The organism is Anaerosolibacter carboniphilus (assembly GCF_014205875.1).
In the GTDB taxonomy this organism is placed as follows: domain Bacteria; phylum Bacillota; class Clostridia; order Peptostreptococcales; family Thermotaleaceae; genus Anaerosolibacter; species Anaerosolibacter carboniphilus.
Genome location: NZ_JACHEN010000015.1, coordinates 38809 through 58291, shown reverse-complemented (window position 1 = coordinate 58291; position 19483 = coordinate 38809). Strand labels below are relative to the sequence as shown.

Sequence of the window (19483 nt, the reverse complement as noted above, 5' to 3'; positions counted from 1 at the left end):
ACACCACCTATTTAATCATGTTTTTAACATATGATCTTGCCCAAAGATCAATCTCAATAATTTTATTTATGTCTAGAGAATACTCTATAGTATGTTTCTCAAGAATTTTTTCCAGTATAGCTGGTATATCGCAAAAATTAATTTTCCCCTGTAAAAATAATTCTACCAACGCTTCGTTGGCTCCATTTAAAACTGTAGGCATACTTCCTCCAGCCTTTAGCGAGTCATAAGCTAATCTAAGGGACGGAAACTTTTCTAAGTTTGGTTTTTCAAAGCTTAAATTACCCAATCGATAAAAATCCATCTTCTCATAATTATTCTCAATACGCTTAGGATATGTTAACGCATATTGAATCGGTACACGCATATCAGGACAACCAAGCTGGGCAAGAATAGAGCTATCCTTATATTCTACAAGAGAATGGATAATACTTTGAGGATGAACTACTACCTCGATTTGATCTATAGGTATGTCAAATAACCATCTTGCTTCTATTACCTCAAGACCTTTATTCATGAGAGTAGCTGAGTCTATAGTAATTTTCTTTCCCATATTCCATTTAGGATGCCTTAGGGCTTCCTCAACAGTAACTTGTTGCAGTTGTTCTAGTGAATGCTCCCTAAACGGTCCTCCAGAAGCTGTTAAAATGATCCTTCTAATATCTTCCGTTTTGTAGCCCTGTATACATTGAAAGATTGCACTATGTTCACTATCTACAGGGATAATTTTTACGCCCTGAATCTGAGCTTGTTTCATAACAATTTCCCCTGCTGTAACCAAAGTTTCTTTATTGGCTAAGGCAATATTCTTTTTCGCTTCAATTGCCTTCATTGTAGGAAGTAATCCAATCATTCCAACCACAGCAGTTAATACGGTATCAATATTTGGCAAGGTTGCTACGGCAATAAGTCCTTCCATGCCCGTTAATATTTCAGTTTTACATTTTCCCAGCCTTCTAGATAACTCTAATGCTTTCGTATCTTCCATAACGGCAGCTACCATGGGATTAAATTCTCGAATTTGCTGCTCCAATTCATCAATATTATTGTTACCACTTAGTCCAAATATATGAAATTCGTTCTTGTTGTTTCTAACCACATCAATTGTCTGTTTTCCAATAGATCCAGTTGACCCTAAGATACTAATTTTCTTCATACAATCATCCTTTCGACACTGTTTAAGTCATTTTAAAAAGCAAAAAGGCATACTTTGCCTTTTACACATTTAAAATTATTTGATCACCAAAATAATGTAATAGTATACGAATGGTGCTGTAAAAAGTATACTATCAAATCTATCTAAAACGCCTCCGTGTCCAGGCATTATTTTTCCATAATCTTTGATTCCTACATATCTTTTAAACATCGAAGCTGTAAGATCACCCAGCTGAGCTACAATACTGCCAAAGAATCCTAAAATCAAACAATGGATTAGCATTTGTGGCACTACGATGCTCGCAAAAATTCCACTGATAACCATACATCCTAAAACGCCACCCACAGATCCTTCAATCGTCTTTTTGGGACTTATATCAGGACACAACTTTGTTTTGCCAATAAACACACCCGTAAAGTATGCAAATGTATCAGTGGCAAAAGCAGTAATAAATACCAACCACAAGAGCATAGGATAATTGCTAGACATGATGAAGTTAATGTGAAACATAAAAAAAACAATATAGTATATACCAAGGGCAGTAATTCCAGAGGATAAAACATCAACTTTTTTACCTAATAATGTATATATCAATATCATAAAAGTATTCAGAAAAAACCACAACATGATCAGGTCTATCTTCATCCCTTCATATGTGAAAAACGCCAGTAGAAAGGCACTAGATATACCAATAATCTTTGAAGGTTTCATATGAATATTATAGAACGCATTAAAGAATTCATCTATACCTAAAATAGCTAAAATTAACATCGAAATTTTTAATATGATACCACCTTTTATAACCACAAACAGTAATAGGGGAATCCCCAATAGCGCTGATATAATTCTAACTAACATAAAATTCCTCCTATTTGACGCCCCCGTATCTTCGATCTCTTTTCTGATAATCTATAATGGCCTCTATTAAATGCTTCCCAGAAAAATCTGGCCAGAATATATCAGAAAACCAAAATTCACTATATGCAATCTGCCAAAGTAAGAAATTACTAATCCGCAATTCTCCACTAGGCCTTATGAGTAAGTCTGGATCAGGCATTCCTGCTGTATATAGGAACCTAGAGAACATTTGCTCATCGATTGATTCAATTTCTAATTCATTATTTTTAACTTGTCTTGATATCTCTTTTATAGCTTGAATGATTTCAGACCGTCCACCGTAGTTGAGAGCAATGTTTACGATCAAACCATCATTGTTTTGTGTTAACTCAAACGCGCTACGAATCTCCATTCGGGCGTTTTCCGGTAATCTATCTATATCCCCAATAATATGAATCTTAACGTTGTTCTCGTGCAACTCTTGCACTTCTTTCCGTAAATAGATCACCAATAGCTGCATAAGTGCATTTACCTCATCCTGAGGCCTTTTCCAATTCTCTGTGGAAAAGGCATATAAGGATAAATATTTAATTCCCAACTGGGAGCTTGTGCGAATAACATCTCTTAGTACCTCAACACCTGCCTTGTGCCCTGCTGTTCTAGGCAACCCTCTTTTTTTTGCCCATCTCCCATTTCCATCCATGATGATTGCCACATGTTTAGGTATTCTTGTTAGATCAATGTTCTCATAATCGTATGTAGCATACTGTTTTGTAAACATATTTTTGATAAAATTCATACAAAAGTGCCTCCAATAATCATTGAGAAATAAATATTTTAAACCCCCTTTAACGGGGGCTTAAAAATAACTCACTATCAATTCGATCCAATTTTCATGTATAACCTGCTTCACTACCCTACACTCACCGATAGTAGTTTTCTCTTTTGGTGCAAAGGTCTCAAATACCCTTACATCTCGGTTAAATTTCGATAATTCAGTCTTAGCACTCTCCAAAGTAAATCCAACCACGTCAGGAGTATTCACAAGACCTATACCTCCATAATCTCTTTTTCTTTTTTCTCGATTAACTCGTCTATGATCTCAATATACTTATTGGTCATTTTCTGAACTTCATCTTCTGATTTTTTCAAATCATCTTCAGTAATTTCAGCGTTTTTTTGCATCTTCTTCAATTTGTCGTTAGCGTCTCTTCTTTCATTTCGGATAGCTATTTTAGCATCTTCTCCAACTTTTTTGGCAAGCTTTGTCAAGTCTTTTCTCCGTTCCTCTGTCAATTGAGGGATAGCTAGTCTAATGATTTTTCCATCATTGGATGGGTTAATACCCAGATCAGACTGTGTAATGGCTTTCTCAATAGCCTGTACTGAGGATTTATCAAAAGGCTGAATGAGCAATAATCTTGGCTCTGGAGCAGACACTGTAGCAATTTGCTTCAATGGTGTAGGTGATCCATAGTACTCTACCACTATTCGATCCAGCAAAGCAGGATTTGCTCTTCCTGCTCTAATGCTGTGCAAATCTTCTTTTAGAACACCTATCGTTTTTTGCATTTTTTCGTCTAACTCTTTATGTACACTTAAACTCATCTAATATTCCTCCCTTACGATTGTTCCTATTTTTTCACCTAATATTACCTTTTTAATATTTTGCGGCTCATCAAGGCCAAACACAACAATCGGTATTTTATTATCCATACACAAGGAAGTAGCTGTAGAATCCATGACACCTAATCCTTTATTTAAAACATCAATATATGTTAGTTCATCAAATTTTTGAGCATTTGGATTTGTTTTGGGATCAGAGTCATAAACACCATCTACCTTTTTCGCCAACAAAATTACCTCTGCCTCAATTTCAGCTGCTCTCAAAGCTGCTGTTGTATCTGTTGAAAAGTATGGATTGCCAGTTCCCGCTGCAAAAATAACTACTCGACCCTTTTCCAAATGACGAACAGCTTTTCGTCTTATATATGGTTCTGCAATTTGCCTCATCTCAATTGCAGTCTGCACTCTCGTCAAAACATCAATACTTTCTAATGCATCTTGTAAGGCCAAAGCATTAATAACAGTTGCCAGCATTCCCATGTAATCTGCTGTTGTCCGATCCATGCCTTTACCACTTCTACCTCTCCAGAAATTACCTCCACCTACTACGATTGATACCTCGACGCCTAAGTCGAATATCTCTTTCACTTGATCGGCAATTGAATCAATTGTTTTTTCATTTAAACCAAATCCCTGATCACCAGCTAATGCTTCTCCACTAAGCTTCAATATGACTCTTTTATATTTTGGCCTCACAATTACAGCCTCCGTTCTAATTATTCTACATACATCTAAAAAAACCTTTTCCATTTCTTATGTAATATTTTAAAAAAGAGAACACTGGGTGTGTTCTCTATGTTTAGTTGTCTAATTAGCTATTAATTTGTTTCGCTACTTCTTCCGCAAAGTTTTCTTCTTTCTTTTCGATACCTTCTCCAACTTCAAATCTAACAAACCTTCTAATGGATAAATTCTCTCCAATTTTAGCGATTTTTTGGTTTAATAAATCTTGAATTGTAATTTCAGGATCTCTTATAAAAGGTTGCTCTAATAGACACACCTCTTTGAAGAACTTATCTATTCTTCCTTCGACCATTTTATCAACGATCTTTTCAGGTTTTCCTTCATTTAAAGCTTGCGCTCTCAAGATTTCTCTTTCTTTCTGAATAACTTCTTCAGAAACTTCTTCTCTTCTTATGTAAAGTGGATTTGACGCTGCAATTTGCATTGCAACATCCTTAACAAATTGTTTGAATTCATCATTTTTAGCAACGAAGTCAGTTTCACTATTGACTTCTACCAATACACCGATTCTTCCACCGTGAATATATGACTCCACAAGACCCTCAGCAGCAATTCTACCCGCTTTTTTAGCAGCTTTTGCTAATCCTTTTTCTCTAAGGACTTCAACTGCTTTCTCCATATCTCCGTTTGTTTCTTCTAAAGCCTTCTTGCAATCCATCATACCGGCTCCAGTGCTCTCTCTTAACTCTTTAACCATTCCAGCTGTAACAGCCATTAGAACGCCTCCTCACATGTTTCTGTATATAATATAAATGGTAAGAGAAGTAAGGGATGGAATCCCCTCTTAACCCTTACCATCATCCATTACTCTTCCATTTGCTCGCCTTGTCTACCTTCGATCATCGCATCGGCAATCTTCGCTGTGATAAGCTTTACTGCTCTGATAGCATCATCATTGGCAGGAATTACATAATCAACTTCATCAGGGTCGCAGTTCGTATCAACGATACCTACTACAGGTATTCCTAGTTTTTGGGCTTCTTGTACTGCAATTCTCTCTTTACGAGGATCTACAACAAATAAAGCACCTGGAAGATCATTCATTTCTTTGATACCACCTAAGAATTTTTCAAGTTTTTCTTGTTCAGCTTTTAACTTGATTACTTCTTTCTTAGGTAGAACATCGAATAATCCGTTTTCTTCCATTTTTACTAACTCATTTAGACGCTCAATTCTTCTACGGATTGTCTTATAGTTTGTTAACATTCCGCCTAGCCATCTTTGGTTTACGAAGTACATTCCACATCTTTTAGCTTCTTGTTCAATAGATTCTTGGGCTTGTTTCTTCGTACCTACAAATAGCATTGTTTTGTTGCTCGCTGCAACTTCTTTCACGAAAGCGTACGCTTCTTCCACTTTTTTTACAGTCTTCTGTAAGTCAATAATGTAGATACCATTTCTTTCTGTGAAAATGTACTCTGCCATTTTAGGATTCCATCTTCTTGTTTGATGTCCAAAATGAACGCCTGCTTCTAATAACTGTTTCATTGAAATTACTGACATTTTCTTCACCTCCTTGGTTTTTTCCTCCACTCTGTTCATCTCTTCAAGTGACCTTGCGGCAACCATTTGAAGATTCCAGAGAGTGTGTATTTAAATCACCTTAAGTAGTATAACATAACCCAAATGGATTTGGCAATAACAATTTACATATTTAATTTACTATCAGTCTTTCCTTCTGATTATACAAATATACCATAACTACCATAAAATTCAATAAAAATAGCAACTGCTTTTCATAAAGAAAACCCCTAACAAAGATGTCAAAGGTTTTTATTCCCCATGCTTTCACTTTTTCCGAAGATTAAGAATAAGCTGTACTTCACCGATCCCTTTATTTAGAAGCTTTGCAATCTGCGATGGACTATTTCCTTCATCAAATAATCTTAATATTTCGTTGGTTGCTAAATGATTTGCGTCTTCTGCTTTTGCCTTAACAGAAGGAATCCTTAATAATTCTTTCTCATCAGCGAAATCATCCATTATTACATGACTATCTTTGGACATTTCAGAGGGATACTTATCCATGACCTCTTTGCAACTTTTTAGCCTTTTATCGATATCATCCATCATATGACACATTTCTACGGTTCGAGCATCAATGCTTTGGATGATTTGCTCGCTTACTGTATTCAATTCCTCAATAATTTCCTCAGCAAGCTCGATGTATTCTGCTAATTTTTTTTCCTGCTCTCTCAATTTATGATCCTCAGGTGAAAAAAAAGTGCTCTGCTGCCTACGAAGGACAAAGTAAGACAAGAGCACCAATCCCGCACCTATAAAAAAAACTAAATAATATATTATATTGGTCGTCATTTTAGCCCCCAAATTAAATCATAATATCAATTTTAAAACCCTTACCTGTTGCAAGTTTTTCATTACTTTTGAATTCATCATTTTCTTGTTCTTCTTTTTTATCCTCTTGAGAATTATGATCTCTTTCCTGCCTGCTTTTATGATGATTTTGATTAGCAATTTTGGGATACGTTTTCCGATCAAAGGTGTTTACGCGATTTAACTGTTTTTCAGTGTTCTTCTGATCTTGTATCACAAGGGTCTGATGCTCAAATCTTTCTTTATTGTTTAATGTTTGATTTTCTTGTGATAGTTTGATATTTTTAGGAATCATTGATTGAAAATCAATTGGCCGTATAGACACTTCCATCACCCTTTTGTTATCCCATATAAGGAATAATTTTAATCTCTCCGCTTTCGCGAACGATTGTTGAACGCTGAATCTGATCTCTTACGAAGTAAAACGAATTGCCAATGGAAATCTTTACCCCTGGATATATGATATTTTCTGCGTGTATGCGTCCATTAGACAAAGATTGTAACAATTGTTTTAGATTCATTAATTCACCATTGACACTTTCTATTTTGGTATCTAAGTATTGTTTTGTATTTATAGATTTTGTAAGTATCTCCTGCTTATCTGGTGGTAAAGTAGTAACCTTAGACATTTTCGACAATAAATCAATCGCTTTATTCACACTGTCTATATTTTTCATCAAGTTGTCCAACTCTTCTTTTAATCCATCATAACGTTCCTTTATTTCAGGATCAATACCTACCTCTAACTTGGTAGCAGTAGCCATATGGGAACCAATGATTCTAGCATAGATATCATTGTTTGCTCTTATCTCTCCACCAACAATTAGCCCCTTCTTACCACTGACAGTAATCTGCCCCTTAGACTCTAATTTACAATGCATTACAACTTCCGCTTGTATATTTCCATAGGCTTTTGCATAACAATTCTCCATATATCGGGCAATAATATCCTGTTTGCTTACTAGCTTACCACTATTATTTCCCTGAATGCCTTTATGTAGTATGATATTGCCTTCTGCTTCAATAATAGCCCCTTCCACAACACCATGTACTTCTACATCACCTTCACAACGGATTTCAAATCCCGTTGTTACGTTCCCTTTTACAACAACCTTCCCATTAAAGTTAATATTCCCTGTGGCATTATCCACATTCCCGTTAATTTCATACACCTGTAATACAGTTACTTTATCATCGATCAGTTTAGCTTGTCCATTGATATCAGCAATTAGCTGCAATTCATCGGTACTCTCTGTTACATTCTTTCCCTTTTTAAATTGCACTTGTTTTCCTGTTTTTGGAGAAAGCGCTCTTCCTCTTACGGTCGTACCCTCAACCCCCTCAGTAGGTAGAGTTCTAATCGCCAAGATATCCCCTTTTTTTACATTATGAATGAGATGTAGTTCTTTCAAATTCACTGAACCATCTTCTAATACCTCAGGTCTTATCTTTGTGTGAATATCAAACATGTATTGCATCGTGCCATCGATACCATGTATCGCATCTTTTCCACGGGCAACTTCGACTTTCTTATTAAAATTACTTTCGATCATGAGGTTTTCGATAGCTATTGAATCGATGCCATAAACAACACCTGCCGTAGTTAACGTTTCTATTACATTCTCCTTGGTAACCATCCTGCCGCCCTTTGGAGGTATGATGGTAATGAATGCCCGCATCTCATCCTTACTAATCTCTACAAGAACCTCTGCATCTTTCAAATCACTTTCACTAGATTCTTCAATTTCAACGGAACATATTTCTCTTGATCCTAATGCATCTTTTATTTTTTGCGTGTCATAGTTTATGATTCCTTGTGTTTTTAAGACAGAAATAATTTCCTCATAGCTGACAGCTTTTCCCGTACCTTTTGGAGGATAGATCAATAAAGTTTTGCGATTTTCATCAAACTTCAGTTCATAGTGACCGTTTTCGTTATCATTGTTATAAAGAATGTTCTTTTCGACCATGACATTTTTCCGAGTCACCCTTACCTTGCAGTTTCTTACTGATAAATTAAAAATCGACTTGCCTTCTTCAATGATTTCAACTTCAACATTTTCAGCAGTGGTATCCAACTCTTTTAAAGCATTTCCTAAAGCTTCTTCATAAGTTTTTCCCTCAGCAACAACATAATCCTTTGTCAATTGCAATCACCACCTTTTATAGATTAACTAATTTTTTCTAATCGAGTTTTTAACCTCATAATCGCCTTAGTATGCAACTGGGATATTCTTGATTCTGATATGCCCATAATACTAGATATTTCCTTGTAAGTAAGTTCAGAATAGTAATATAGGCTAATAATTTTCTTCTCTCTCTCTGGAAGATTACTTATAGAATCAACGAGAATCCCTTTCATTTCTTCTTGCTCAAAATATTGTTGGGGCTCACTATTTATATCGTCATCTATGATGGCGAAGTTTGCATTATTTAGAATTTTTTCTTCTAAAGAAACCACTGTAAAAGAATGGACATCTGACAGCATGTCATTTAATTCATCAACAGAAATCCCCAGCGTCAACGCCACTTCCTCATCATTTGCACTTCTACCACTTTTATTTTCAATGGTCTTATATGCTTCCTCTAACTTCTTATACTTTTGTCTGACAGAACGCGGAATCCAATCTAAATTTCTTAATTGATCAATAATGGCACCTCTTACACGGATATATGCATAGGTTTCGAATTTAACATTCTTTGTTGGATCAAACTTATCAATGGCATCGAGCAAACCAAATATTCCATAGCTAACCAGATCATCGAACTCAATGTGGTTTCCATAATTATTATATAGTCTACCCGCAATAATTTTTACCAGGTCTATATACGCGATAATAAGCTGATCCTTTACCTGCTTGTCCCTAGTCTTTACGTACTTGTCCCACAAAGCACTGTTTTGCATAGCTATACCTCCCCCTAAGACTCATTCATTTGCCCTAAGATTTTAGATTGATTTTTTTCATCATAGCTCTTAAAATCTAGCGGCACAAAGTTCTGATTTTCCTTCTCAGAACTATCATAAAATTCTGGCTCTCCTGGAGGAATAACAATGTCAACACTGTTAGAATCCACTTTCTTTTGTCCTGTATTTGCTTTTAAAATAAATGAAACAAACTGATAGGATCCTAGAAATATGATAGCATAGAAAAACAAGGTTCTCTTTAAATAAGATATAAAGCTAATATTTGAAAGCATCCCAATGATTGTCCCAATCAAAATAGATGTTAAAAGTAATACATATGGTAGTTTTTTCAGCTTTTCCATATAAAAACTCCATTCATATTTGTTTCGTCCCATGTCCGATGGTTTTTATGAGAAGTATTCCGGTATCAGAATAAAGCTCTATTGTCCTACCAAAATTGCCCCCAGTATCTTCTGCAATAATTGGTATCCGAAGTCCGTCCAGAATCTCTTTGGTAGCTGCCACATTTCTCTCTCCGATTTTCATAATGTCATTCTTATTAGAAAATGAGAACATTTGTGCACCACCAGCAATTTTACTGACAAGTCTGGATTTACTGGCTCCAATTTTTATAACATCCTCCAAAAGCTGGACGATACCAGTGTCTGCAAATTTAGCGGTATTGCTGTTATTACGAATTGCTTTGCTAGATGGCAACATAATATGGGCAAGACCAGATACTTTGGTCACGGGATCATACAAGGTAATTCCAACACAAGACCCCAACCCCAATGTTGTCAATGTGCCTGGATGTTTTATTACATTTAGATCTGCCATTCCTACTTTGATAATTTCTCCTGTCATTGTAAAACACCTAAACTTTTCAATAAAATTTCGAACGAATCCACATCTGGTATAAGGAAAAAGAAACCTTTCACTTCATTATTTCCCTCATTAAACTCAGTTTCAATTAACAACACATGATCCCCAACTTGTCCAAACTGAATGATAGGTACACTTAATATGGCACCTGCCATATCGATAGCCAATGATGGAACTGAAATTTTGATACTGAGTCCAGTTAGCGCAGATAAAGAAGAAATATAAGAGCCTGATAAGATATTTCCAATTTCTTGAAGGGCTGACTGTCCAATTTCGTCTGGTATCTCCATATCTCCGCTGGTGGGCATAATCATATTGGTTAACGTTGTCGATGATTTTAATGTAAGCAAAAACATAATGCTTCCACTTATATCTCCATCTACACGAAAATATATGCCACAAACAGGTACTTCTGGTCCTCCTAGCAGCTCAGCGACTTCCTTAAACTCCAATATCTCAACCTTTGGAACGTTCATATCAATCTTGCGATCTATCATTTTCGCCAAAGCAGTAGCGGCATTCCCTGCCCCGATATTTCCTATTTCCTTTAGTACGTCAATTTGTTGACTATCGAGTTCCTCTATGGATATCCCCATATCGTTCCACCTCCCTACTCTGCATCATCCGTAGCTTCTCTGATGTCCAAAACCTTTTTTAAATCAAGTAAAATAATAATTCGTTCTTCATGTTTACCAATACCTTTGATAAACTCATTGCCTGTGTTATTTGTGATATTTGCTGCATCGTCAATCTCGTCGCTATTTAACTGTAAAACCTCCGAAGATGAGTCAACCAGTATTCCAACAACAATTTCTTCCACGGAAACAATGATAATTCTCGATTCGTCATTAAATGGCATCTCTGGTAAGCAAAACCTTTTTCTAAGATTTACAACCGGAACTACTTCTCCTCTGAGATTAATAACACCTTGAACATAATCCAGAGCGTGGGGTACTCTGGTTATATCCATTACCCTTTCTATTGTTTCAACTTGGAGTATATCAATTCCATAAAACTCATCATCTAATTTAAACAATACATATTGATTCTCGGTGCCAACCACTTTGTTATCCATATATTTCTCCCCTTTTTGTAGGATTGATTTTTACAACAAGGAATTCGTATCTACAATCAATGCAACCTGACCGTTTCCTAAAATTGTTGCGCCTGCTATAACCTTAATGCCAGAAAGGAATTTGCCTAATGATTTGATTACAATTTCTTGCTGCCCAATGAGGTTATCTACAATGAAGCCTGCAGTCTTCTCCCCTTTTCGAACCACAACGACAGTCAAGTCTTCTTTTCCTTGACCAGACTCTGCAACTTGTAATATTTGATTCATCCTCAATATTGGCAATGTTGTATTTCTATATAATACGACCTCTTGATTCTGCACCTTTCTAATCGTTGTTGCATTTATCGTAACAATCTCTTTAATTGAACTCAAAGGTATTGCATATTTCTCAGAGCCCACATTGACCAATAATGCCTGGATGATTGCTAGAGTAAGTGGTAAGCGAATGATAAATTTACTTCCTTTCGATTTAGCAGTTTGAACTTCTACCACGCCTCCAAGGGATTCGATCTTTGTCTTTACCACATCTAACCCTACGCCTCTTCCTGATATATCAGAGATTTTATCTGCGGTGCTAAAACCTGGATGAAATAATAAATTCACCGCTTCCTTATCATCGAGGGTTTCAGCTTCTTCCTTCTTTAGTAAGCCTTTCTGGATTGCTTTACTTTTGACTTTTTCTATATTGATGCCTTGGCCATCATCTTCAACCTCAATAACTACACTATTTCCATCTGGATATGCTACCAGTTTGACTGTTCCATATTCACGTTTGCCAAGAGCTTTTCTTGTTTCAGGATCTTCAATGCCATGGTCAATGGAGTTTCTAATGCAGTGGATAAGAGGATCCCCTATTTCGTCAATAACAGTCCTATCCACTTCTGTTTCCTCTCCAGACATGAAAAGCTCAATTTCCTTACCCAACTCCTTTGATAAATCTCTAACCATACGAGGAAATCTATTGAACACTCTTTCGATAGGAACCATTCGGACCTTCATAACAGCATCATGGAGACTTGTAGTGATTCGCTCTAAATACTCAATAGCCTCATTCATATTGTGTTTTTTGCCTGAATCATCAATATCTTCTAATCTTGTTTTAATGATAATTAGTTCACTGACCAAATTCATTAAATTATCTAATCTATCAATATCTACCCTAACTGTTTTTCCAACAGTTGGTTTCTTTGCCTTGGATGCTTTCTTTTCATCCACCTGCTTCTCTTGGTCATCCTCGTTTACGATACTCTTTTCCAATTGAATAACTTCTTTTCTAGGACTAGCCGCACCGATCGTAACAGGCTGAATATGTACTTCATCAATCTCTGAAATAGATTCTATTTCCTTTTTGATCTCCTCTAACTGCAGCTTTGTGATAATAACTAAATCAAAAGCAAGATCAAAATTTTCATCTTCGATATCTTCAACAGAAGGACTTGATTTAATAATTTCGCAGTCCCTTTCCAATGTGTTAAAAATGATAAACGCTCTAGCAGATTTCAGCATGCAGTTTGGACTCAAAACAATTTTTAATTTAAAACATTTATGGCCCTCAAGAGATGCCTTTTCAATAGCATTTTTTGAAAAATCCTCAATTTCGATATTAATGTTATTCTGCTGCAAACTAGATGTAGATTCTTTGCTTTGTAAATTTTGACCTTCTAAATTCGAATCATTTGACATAATTCCATTTAGTTTTTGAATCAAAGCTTGAGAATCATTGGTTCCTTCATCTCCAGTTTTTTCAATTTCGCTAATGTATCCTTCCAAAGTGTCTAAGCACTCAAAAAGGACATCGATAATACCTCCGCTAATTTTTAACTCATTACTTCTAAGGGACTGTAGTACATTTTCCATCTCATGGGTAAGACTTGCCACCTTGCTAAATCCCATGGTACCAGACATACCTTTTAAGGTATGTGCAACCCTAAAAATTTCATTCAAAAGACCTAGCTCATTATTATCATTTTCTAATTCTAATAAGCTCTGATTCATGTTTTGTAAATGCTCTTTTGACTCCTCAATAAATATTTCTAAATATTGACTCATATCCATAGCTTTACACCCCCACAGCTTTTATTATTGATTCCGCAATGCTTTCTAGAGAAACTAATACATCCACACAACCTAGGTTTACAGCTGACTTAGGCATGCCATATACCACACAGGATTCTTCATTTTGCCCAATTGTAATACCACCACCTAGTTTAATGTTCTTCATCCCTTCCGCTCCGTCGGACCCCATCCCTGTCATGATTACACCTATCATATTTTTCATCTGAAGCTGGGCAAGAGAATTCATCATATAGTCTACAGATGGACGATGCCCAGACATAGGCTGATCTTTTGTTAGCTTAATTCTAAATGAATTACCAACTTTTACAACCTTCATATGTCTGTCTCCTGGCGCCAAATAAGCATGACCTGACAAAAGGATGTCATCTTCTTCTGCCTCTTTCACTGTAATTTCTGATAGGTTATTCAATCTTTCAGCCAAGGATTTCGTAAACCCTGGTGGCATATGTTGAACAATTAAAATGCTAGCTGGAATATTTTTAGGTAGAAATGGAATAACGCTTTGTAGCGCCCTTGGCCCTCCCGTAGAAGTTCCTATAGCTACTATATTTTTAAGATTTATATCCTCTTTAAAATTAAAAACGTTCCTGTCCGAAGTTGTCATTTCAGGTTTAGAGATATGTTTTGACTTCATATTCACTTTCGAGGCTATTTTCAATTTCTCATGCAGCTGCTGCTTCATATCTTCCGTATTCATTTTAAATATGCTGGAAGGTTTAGCAATAAAGTCAACGGCTCCGAGTTCTAAAGCACTAACAGTAGCATCTGCCCCTTCTTTCGTTAAGCTGCTTAGCATTAGCACGGGTAGTGGCATTTCTTTCATAATCATCTTCAGGGCCGTTATTCCATCCATAATAGGCATCTCAACATCCATTGTGATCATCGCTGGCGATAATTCTTTAATTCTTTCGATAGCTTCCTGTCCATTTTTTGCTGTTCCTATAACCTTAAACGCTGGATCATCCTCAATTATATCCGTAATTACTTTTCGCATGAAGGCTGAATCATCGACAACTAAAACGTTGAGCTTTTTCATCTATACCAATCCCTTTTTCTTCATTTTTCTTTGGTATTTAAATATAAAGGATATGATTTGCGTTCTTGCTTGTTCATCAATCGCATCAAAGATAATAGCGATTTCATAATCACTTCCTGAACTCTCATATGGCACACAACGTATAATACGGCCCCTCGCTTGAATTGTTCCATCATCGGTTTTTAGTGAAATATCTACGAGATCATTGGCAGACAACTTTGTTTTTGAAATTAGTCTCAAACCACCACCACTAATATCCTTCGTTAATGCACTGAAGCTATTGTTGTCTCCTACACCATTTGTTTCTACTAATTTCATTTTTACATCTAATACAATGTCTAAACGAAAATAATCCCTTCGTTGTACTTTTTTTACATCGCTTAATCTCTCCATTTTCATATAAGACAGATGTTCTGAATGTTTTCTTGCCAACACACGGGCACTGAAGGCAAATACCCCTATGCTTTTTTTGGCATATTTAATTTGTACAATTTCACCAGTGGGTATGGGCACCACCACACTATTTACAATTGGCATAGCTATAGACATGTGCTTTTCGTCTATTATATCTAATACTTGGCTTATTAACTTTACATCATTTTTCATGATCGTACTATTCTCAATTTCGATTCTATCTCCAATAGATGGTAAATCATAACCACTCATATTCCTTAGACTCTTCCCCCTTCTGCATTAGATTATCATTTCATAAATCCAATGGACTATATCGATTTTCTCTGTCCATGAAAAAACTTATTTATAAATCTTTTAAATCCGCTTACTTCAAACACTTCAGTGATTTGTTCGTTGATAATTCTTGAAGCAATTGAATTAATCCCTTGACTTACCAAACTGTTGGGATAATTCAATATAAAGGGTTTCTGAGACTTTACAGATTTAGATACAACCGTATCATCATAAAGATATCCCAGTTGTTCTAGCGTAATGTTTAAAAATCTTTGGGCTGCAGTATTCAGTTTATTATAAATATCCAGGCCTTCTTGGTTATTTTCTACTCGATTAATCAAAAGACGAATTCTTTTTTCTGCATCCTCAGTTACGATATTTTTAATCATGGCATATGCATCGGTGATGGCCGTTGGTTCTGGTGTAGTAACTAATATTACTTCGTCCGTAGCATTTACAAAGGAGAGCACCGAATGACTGATCCCTGCTCCAGTGTCAATTAAAATAAAATCTGTTTCTTTTCCAATGACTTTAAGATTCTCGATCAAATGATTCAGTTGCTCCTCTGTAAGGTTCACCAGCTCCCTTAGGCCAGAGCCCCCGGAAATAATTTTGATTCCTTGGGGGCCTTCTGTCATAACCTCTTTGATGGTTTTTTCTTTTCTAATGACATGAGCTAAAGAGTATTTGGGAATCAGTCCAATAATTACGTCTATATTTGCTAATCCTAGGTCTGCGTCCAAAATGGCAACACTAAAGCCTAACTTTCTTAAGGCTAGTCCAAGATTAATCGTGAAATTGGATTTACCAACCCCACCTTTTCCGCTGGTAATCGTAATTACCCTTGCATCTTTCTCATTCATGGTATTTATCTTGCCCTGATCCATAATTGTTTCAGAATTGTTTTGTTTTAAGTTATTGATAATTTCCCTTAATCTCTGCGCTTGATCATTCATTTTTTTCACCTACAATACTATTTGCAATTCTATCAGGGTTGGCAAGTTCTATATCATCTGGAACGCTTTGTCCTATTGTTAGATAGGATAGATTTTTACCTGTTAGTATTCTTGTATTCAATATATTTCCCTTTGTACTGGATTCGTCTATTTTAGTGAAAAGTAACTTGTAATCCTTGATAAAATCATAAGAACTAACAATGTTTTTTATGTCTTTATACCCAGTTGTAGCACTGATCACCAGGAATATTTCAGGATTTTCAATGGGTCCTATCAACTGTTTTACCTCTTCTATCTGCTCGCTGTTTTTATGATTCCTTCCTGCTGTATCAATTAAAATAATATCCTTATCCTTAAAATTCGACAAAGCATTCTTCATTTCCTGCGCTTCGTATACAACTTTCAATGGAATTCCTAATATTTCGCTATAAGTCCTCAGTTGATCGACAGCTGCAATCCTATAGGTATCAGCAGTAATAACACCAACTGACTTTCTCCCATTTATGGACAGCTTTGCAGCTAGCTTAGCTAATGTAGTTGTTTTTCCTACTCCAGTAGGTCCAATTAAAACGATTATTTTTTGCTGGTCTTTTGCCTCCTCTACAGGAGAAGGTTGTCCTAAGTATTCTCGAATCTTAATTCGAATTGCATTTTTGATGGCTTCTTCATTTTCTTTCGAAAAACTCATTTGTTTTTTTACAATGGATAATATCTTTTCTGAGAGATTATGATCTACATCATTTTGTATCAGCAAGGTTAAATACTTTTCATAAATCTCATCTTTTTTCAGGCCCTGTCCATCTTTGGAGGGTTCCATTGAGTCCATCCTATTTAACACATCATTTAGTAAGGCATGAATGCTTCCAACCTGGTTGTGTAGTTCATCAATCTTATTAGGGTCTGACTGAAACACTTTTCCTATTTTATTATTCTGTTCGATAGGATGTATTGTCTTTTTTTCACTATTTTCTTCGATCGCAGCAACCATCTCTACAAGAGGTTTTTTGAATACACCAAATATCCCTGGGCGTCTTATTTTTCGAGAATGCAAAATCACGGCATTGTTTCCTAATTCCGATTTGACCTTTAGCATTGCCTCTTGGGCATCACCTGCTATATATCTTTTCACCTTCATCTTATGCACTCACCACCCCTACCGACTGAACTTCTATTCTAGTATCAACCTCATTATAGGAAAGAACTATCAATTCCGGTGCCAATTGTTCAGATAATCTCTTAAAGTAAAATCTAACAATCGGAGAAGTAAGAATAATCGGTTGTTCTCCAATGGCCATTAACTTTTGGACTTGTTGAGATAGGTTGGTCAATATGTTTTGAGATATCATAGGATCTAAATTTAAATATGAACCATGCTCTGATTGCTGAATAGATTCCATAATGATTTGCTCTAAAGCTGGCTCTAAGGTAATTACTTTCGCTCTCTTACCTTCGATAAACTGTTTTGTTATCGCTCTCGCTAAAGACTGTCTCACATATTCCGTTAGCATATCGCTATCCCGCGTTATAGGACCATAATCTGCAAGGGTTTCAAGGATTGTAACCATATCTCGAATAGAAATTCCTTCTCTCAACAGATTTGACAACACTTTTTGGATTTCACCAATGGATAATATCTTAGGTACCAATTCATCTACAAGGGTTCCATGGTGCTCCTTCACATTATCCAATAGCGTTTTCACTTCTTGTCTACCTAGCAGTTCGCTTGAATGCCTTTTAATGATTTCAGTTAAGTGAGTAGAAATAACAGAAGATGGGTCTACAACTGTATAACCGAAAATTTCAGCTTTTTCTCTTTCGTCATTCGAAATCCATTTTGCAGGTAATCCAAATGCAGGTTCAATCGCATCAATTCCCATAATATCACCTTCGGCAGATCCTGGATTCATCGCTAAGTAATGATCAAAGACAATATTCCCATCAGAAACTTCCACGCCCTTTATTTTTATCACATATTGATTAGGCTCTAGCTGAATATTGTCCCTTAACCGTATCATTGGAACAATAATTCCTAATTCAAGGGCACATTGCCTTCTAATCATTACCAGACGATCAAAAAGATCCCCCCCTTGATTTGGATCAGCTAATGGAATGATTCCATATCCAAACTCTAATTCGATAGGGTCCACCTGCAACAACGGGATTACATTTTCAGGTTTTCTAATTTCCTCCACTTCACTGCCTTGAGCAATTTCCTGCTCCTCTATTTCACTTTCTTTTATAGACTTTCTTAAGTTAAATCCCAAATATAAAAATACAGCACTCAGTGTAAAAAAGGGTACTTTAGGTAAAGGTGTTAATCCCAATAACAGGAGTACACCAGAGATGATGAACATGATTTTGGGTTGATTAAATAATTGGGATAGAACATCGTTCCCTAAGTCTGAATCTGACGCTGCCCTCGTTACAACAATACCCGTTCCTGTTGATATTAATAGAGCAGGAATCTGTCCCACCAAACCATCCCCAACAGTTAAAAGTGTATACTTTGATATCGCTTCTGTCAGTGTTAAGCCACCGCCAACCATACCAAGAGCAAACCCTGCTGTAATGTTAATAATTGTTATAATAATTCCTGCAATGGCATCACCTTTAACGAATTTACTGGCTCCATCCATCGCACCATAAAAATCTGCTTCCTTCTGTATTCTCTTACGTCTATCTCTCGCTTCACTCTCACTGATCAGTCCTGAATTGAGGTCAGCATCTATTGCCATCTGTTTACCTGGCATAGCATCCAATGTAAATCGTGCAGCTACCTCTGATACCCTCTCGGATCCCTTCGTAATAACGAGGAATTGAATAATCGTTATAATTAAGAAAATGATGAATCCAACTATGGCATTACTCCCAATTACAAATTCCCCAAAGGCTTCAATTACTTCGCCGCCATAGCCGTTAGACAGAATATTTCTCGTAGTAGAAATATTCAATGAGAGCCTAAACAGAGTTGTAATCAATAGCATGGATGGGAAAACAGCAAATTGCAATGGTTCTTTGTTATACACAGATATCAAGAGAATCAATAAGGACAAGGATATATTTAAACTTAATAATACATCCAGTAAAAACAATGGTATAGGAATGATGATGATAAGCACAATCGAAATAATCCCTAGAGATACAACGATATCACCAAACTTCATTTGCC

Annotated in this window: 22 protein-coding genes; all 22 read right to left on the bottom strand. The window is 36.1% G+C overall.

What is annotated here, in order from left to right; translation table 11 throughout:
• Window positions 1-7: 7 nt before the first annotated feature.
• The 22 genes from HNQ80_RS12750 to flhA all read right to left on the bottom strand — a co-directional run bounded on the left by HNQ80_RS12750 (window position 8) and on the right by flhA (window position 19478).
• Window positions 8-1156, bottom strand: a complete 1149-nt coding sequence (locus tag HNQ80_RS12750; RefSeq protein WP_184311048.1) for a 1-deoxy-D-xylulose-5-phosphate reductoisomerase — start codon at window positions 1154-1156, stop codon at window positions 8-10.
• Between the two features lie 75 nt (window positions 1157-1231).
• Complete coding sequence (locus HNQ80_RS12745) at window positions 1232-2014, bottom strand: phosphatidate cytidylyltransferase (protein ID WP_184311047.1); 783 nt, start codon at window positions 2012-2014, stop codon at window positions 1232-1234.
• Window positions 2015-2024: 10 nt separating this feature from the next.
• Window positions 2025-2792, bottom strand: a complete 768-nt coding sequence (locus HNQ80_RS12740) for an isoprenyl transferase (protein ID WP_184311046.1) — start codon at window positions 2790-2792, stop codon at window positions 2025-2027.
• Window positions 2793-2852: 60 nt separating this feature from the next.
• Window positions 2853-3038, bottom strand: a complete 186-nt coding sequence (locus tag HNQ80_RS12735) for a hypothetical protein (RefSeq protein ID WP_184311045.1) — start codon at window positions 3036-3038, stop codon at window positions 2853-2855.
• A 5-nt stretch (window positions 3039-3043) separates the two neighbouring features.
• Window positions 3044-3601, bottom strand: a complete 558-nt coding sequence (gene frr, locus HNQ80_RS12730; RefSeq protein WP_184311044.1) for a ribosome recycling factor — start codon at window positions 3599-3601, stop codon at window positions 3044-3046.
• Window positions 3602-4318: a UMP kinase gene (pyrH, locus tag HNQ80_RS12725; RefSeq protein WP_184311101.1), complete on the bottom strand. Its 717-nt coding sequence runs from the start codon at window positions 4316-4318 to the stop codon at window positions 3602-3604.
• A 112-nt stretch (window positions 4319-4430) separates the two neighbouring features.
• Entirely contained in the window at window positions 4431-5078 is a 648-nt protein-coding gene (gene tsf, locus HNQ80_RS12720) for a translation elongation factor Ts (protein WP_184311043.1), read from the bottom strand.
• An 89-nt stretch (window positions 5079-5167) separates the two neighbouring features.
• Complete coding sequence (rpsB, locus tag HNQ80_RS12715) at window positions 5168-5866, bottom strand: 30S ribosomal protein S2 (protein ID WP_184311042.1); 699 nt, start codon at window positions 5864-5866, stop codon at window positions 5168-5170.
• Window positions 5867-6151: 285 nt separating this feature from the next.
• Window positions 6152-6679, bottom strand: a complete 528-nt coding sequence (locus HNQ80_RS12710; protein WP_184311041.1) for a DUF6115 domain-containing protein — start codon at window positions 6677-6679, stop codon at window positions 6152-6154.
• 13 nt (window positions 6680-6692) lie between these two features.
• Window positions 6693-6992 (bottom strand): hypothetical protein, encoded by a 300-nt coding sequence (locus tag HNQ80_RS12705; protein WP_207726998.1) that lies wholly within the window; start codon window positions 6990-6992, stop codon window positions 6693-6695.
• A gap of 46 nt (window positions 6993-7038) precedes the next feature.
• The gene (locus HNQ80_RS12700) at window positions 7039-8844 is read right to left on the bottom strand and encodes a FapA family protein (RefSeq protein WP_184311039.1); all 1806 of its coding nucleotides are present in this window, start codon (window positions 8842-8844) and stop codon (window positions 7039-7041) included.
• Window positions 8845-8867: 23 nt separating this feature from the next.
• Window positions 8868-9602, bottom strand: a complete 735-nt coding sequence (locus HNQ80_RS12695; protein WP_184311038.1) for a FliA/WhiG family RNA polymerase sigma factor — start codon at window positions 9600-9602, stop codon at window positions 8868-8870.
• A gap of 14 nt (window positions 9603-9616) precedes the next feature.
• Window positions 9617-9964 (bottom strand): hypothetical protein, encoded by a 348-nt coding sequence (locus tag HNQ80_RS12690; RefSeq protein WP_184311037.1) that lies wholly within the window; start codon window positions 9962-9964, stop codon window positions 9617-9619.
• Between the two features lie 13 nt (window positions 9965-9977).
• Window positions 9978-10466 (bottom strand): chemotaxis protein CheD, encoded by a 489-nt coding sequence (locus HNQ80_RS12685; RefSeq protein WP_184311036.1) that lies wholly within the window; start codon window positions 10464-10466, stop codon window positions 9978-9980.
• Window positions 10463-11080, bottom strand: a complete 618-nt coding sequence (locus tag HNQ80_RS12680; RefSeq protein WP_184311035.1) for a chemotaxis protein CheC — start codon at window positions 11078-11080, stop codon at window positions 10463-10465. The genes HNQ80_RS12685 and HNQ80_RS12680 overlap by 4 nt, the downstream gene beginning before the upstream one ends.
• A 14-nt stretch (window positions 11081-11094) precedes the next feature.
• Window positions 11095-11559, bottom strand: coding sequence for a chemotaxis protein CheW (locus HNQ80_RS12675; RefSeq protein WP_184311034.1), 465 nt, complete (start codon window positions 11557-11559; stop codon window positions 11095-11097).
• Between the two features lie 30 nt (window positions 11560-11589).
• Window positions 11590-13614, bottom strand: coding sequence for a chemotaxis protein CheA (locus HNQ80_RS12670; protein ID WP_184311033.1), 2025 nt, complete (start codon window positions 13612-13614; stop codon window positions 11590-11592).
• Window positions 13615-13618: 4 nt separating this feature from the next.
• A complete protein-coding gene (locus tag HNQ80_RS12665; RefSeq protein WP_184311032.1) occupies window positions 13619-14671 on the bottom strand; it encodes a protein-glutamate methylesterase/protein-glutamine glutaminase in 1053 nt (350 codons plus the stop codon).
• On the bottom strand, window positions 14672-15337 hold the full coding sequence (locus HNQ80_RS12660) for a flagellar brake protein (RefSeq protein ID WP_184311031.1): 666 nt from the start codon (window positions 15335-15337) through the stop codon (window positions 14672-14674).
• 56 nt (window positions 15338-15393) lie between these two features.
• Window positions 15394-16314 (bottom strand): MinD/ParA family protein, encoded by a 921-nt coding sequence (locus tag HNQ80_RS12655; RefSeq protein WP_184311030.1) that lies wholly within the window; start codon window positions 16312-16314, stop codon window positions 15394-15396.
• Window positions 16307-17449: a flagellar biosynthesis protein FlhF gene (gene flhF / locus HNQ80_RS12650; RefSeq protein WP_184311029.1), complete on the bottom strand. Its 1143-nt coding sequence runs from the start codon at window positions 17447-17449 to the stop codon at window positions 16307-16309. The genes HNQ80_RS12655 and flhF overlap by 8 nt, the downstream gene beginning before the upstream one ends.
• Window position 17450: 1 nt before the next feature.
• Window positions 17451-19478 carry a flagellar biosynthesis protein FlhA gene (gene flhA, locus HNQ80_RS12645; protein WP_184311028.1) on the bottom strand — a complete coding sequence of 676 codons (2028 nt, stop codon included), beginning with the start codon at window positions 19476-19478 and terminating at the stop codon, window positions 17451-17453.
• Between the last annotated feature and the right edge of the window lie 5 nt (window positions 19479-19483).

Excerpts from the sequence above, each read along its gene's own strand:
- HNQ80_RS12750 (WP_184311048.1), bottom strand. The coding sequence starts at position 1,156 with ATGAAGAAAATTAGTATCTTAGGGTCAACTGGATCTATTGGAAAACAG.
- HNQ80_RS12745 (WP_184311047.1), bottom strand. The coding sequence starts at position 2,014 with ATGTTAGTTAGAATTATATCAGCGCTATTGGGGATTCCCCTATTACTG.
- HNQ80_RS12740 (WP_184311046.1), bottom strand. The coding sequence starts at position 2,792 with ATGAATTTTATCAAAAATATGTTTACAAAACAGTATGCTACATACGAT.
- frr (WP_184311044.1), bottom strand. The coding sequence starts at position 3,601 with ATGAGTTTAAGTGTACATAAAGAGTTAGACGAAAAAATGCAAAAAACG.
- tsf (WP_184311043.1), bottom strand. The coding sequence starts at position 5,078 with ATGGCTGTTACAGCTGGAATGGTTAAAGAGTTAAGAGAGAGCACTGGA.
- rpsB (WP_184311042.1), bottom strand. The coding sequence starts at position 5,866 with ATGTCAGTAATTTCAATGAAACAGTTATTAGAAGCAGGCGTTCATTTT.
- HNQ80_RS12710 (WP_184311041.1), bottom strand. The coding sequence starts at position 6,679 with ATGACGACCAATATAATATATTATTTAGTTTTTTTTATAGGTGCGGGA.
- HNQ80_RS12705 (WP_207726998.1), bottom strand. The coding sequence starts at position 6,992 with ATGATTCCTAAAAATATCAAACTATCACAAGAAAATCAAACATTAAAC.
- HNQ80_RS12695 (WP_184311038.1), bottom strand. The coding sequence starts at position 9,602 with ATGCAAAACAGTGCTTTGTGGGACAAGTACGTAAAGACTAGGGACAAG.
- HNQ80_RS12690 (WP_184311037.1), bottom strand. The coding sequence starts at position 9,964 with ATGGAAAAGCTGAAAAAACTACCATATGTATTACTTTTAACATCTATT.
- HNQ80_RS12685 (WP_184311036.1), bottom strand. The coding sequence starts at position 10,466 with ATGACAGGAGAAATTATCAAAGTAGGAATGGCAGATCTAAATGTAATA.
- HNQ80_RS12680 (WP_184311035.1), bottom strand. The coding sequence starts at position 11,080 with ATGGGGATATCCATAGAGGAACTCGATAGTCAACAAATTGACGTACTA.
- HNQ80_RS12675 (WP_184311034.1), bottom strand. The coding sequence starts at position 11,559 with ATGGATAACAAAGTGGTTGGCACCGAGAATCAATATGTATTGTTTAAA.
- HNQ80_RS12670 (WP_184311033.1), bottom strand. The coding sequence starts at position 13,614 with ATGGATATGAGTCAATATTTAGAAATATTTATTGAGGAGTCAAAAGAG.
- HNQ80_RS12665 (WP_184311032.1), bottom strand. The coding sequence starts at position 14,671 with ATGAAAAAGCTCAACGTTTTAGTTGTCGATGATTCAGCCTTCATGCGA.
- HNQ80_RS12660 (WP_184311031.1), bottom strand. The coding sequence starts at position 15,337 with ATGAGTGGTTATGATTTACCATCTATTGGAGATAGAATCGAAATTGAG.
- HNQ80_RS12655 (WP_184311030.1), bottom strand. The coding sequence starts at position 16,314 with ATGAATGATCAAGCGCAGAGATTAAGGGAAATTATCAATAACTTAAAA.
- flhF (WP_184311029.1), bottom strand. The coding sequence starts at position 17,449 with ATGAAGGTGAAAAGATATATAGCAGGTGATGCCCAAGAGGCAATGCTA.
- flhA (WP_184311028.1), bottom strand. The coding sequence starts at position 19,478 with ATGAAGTTTGGTGATATCGTTGTATCTCTAGGGATTATTTCGATTGTG.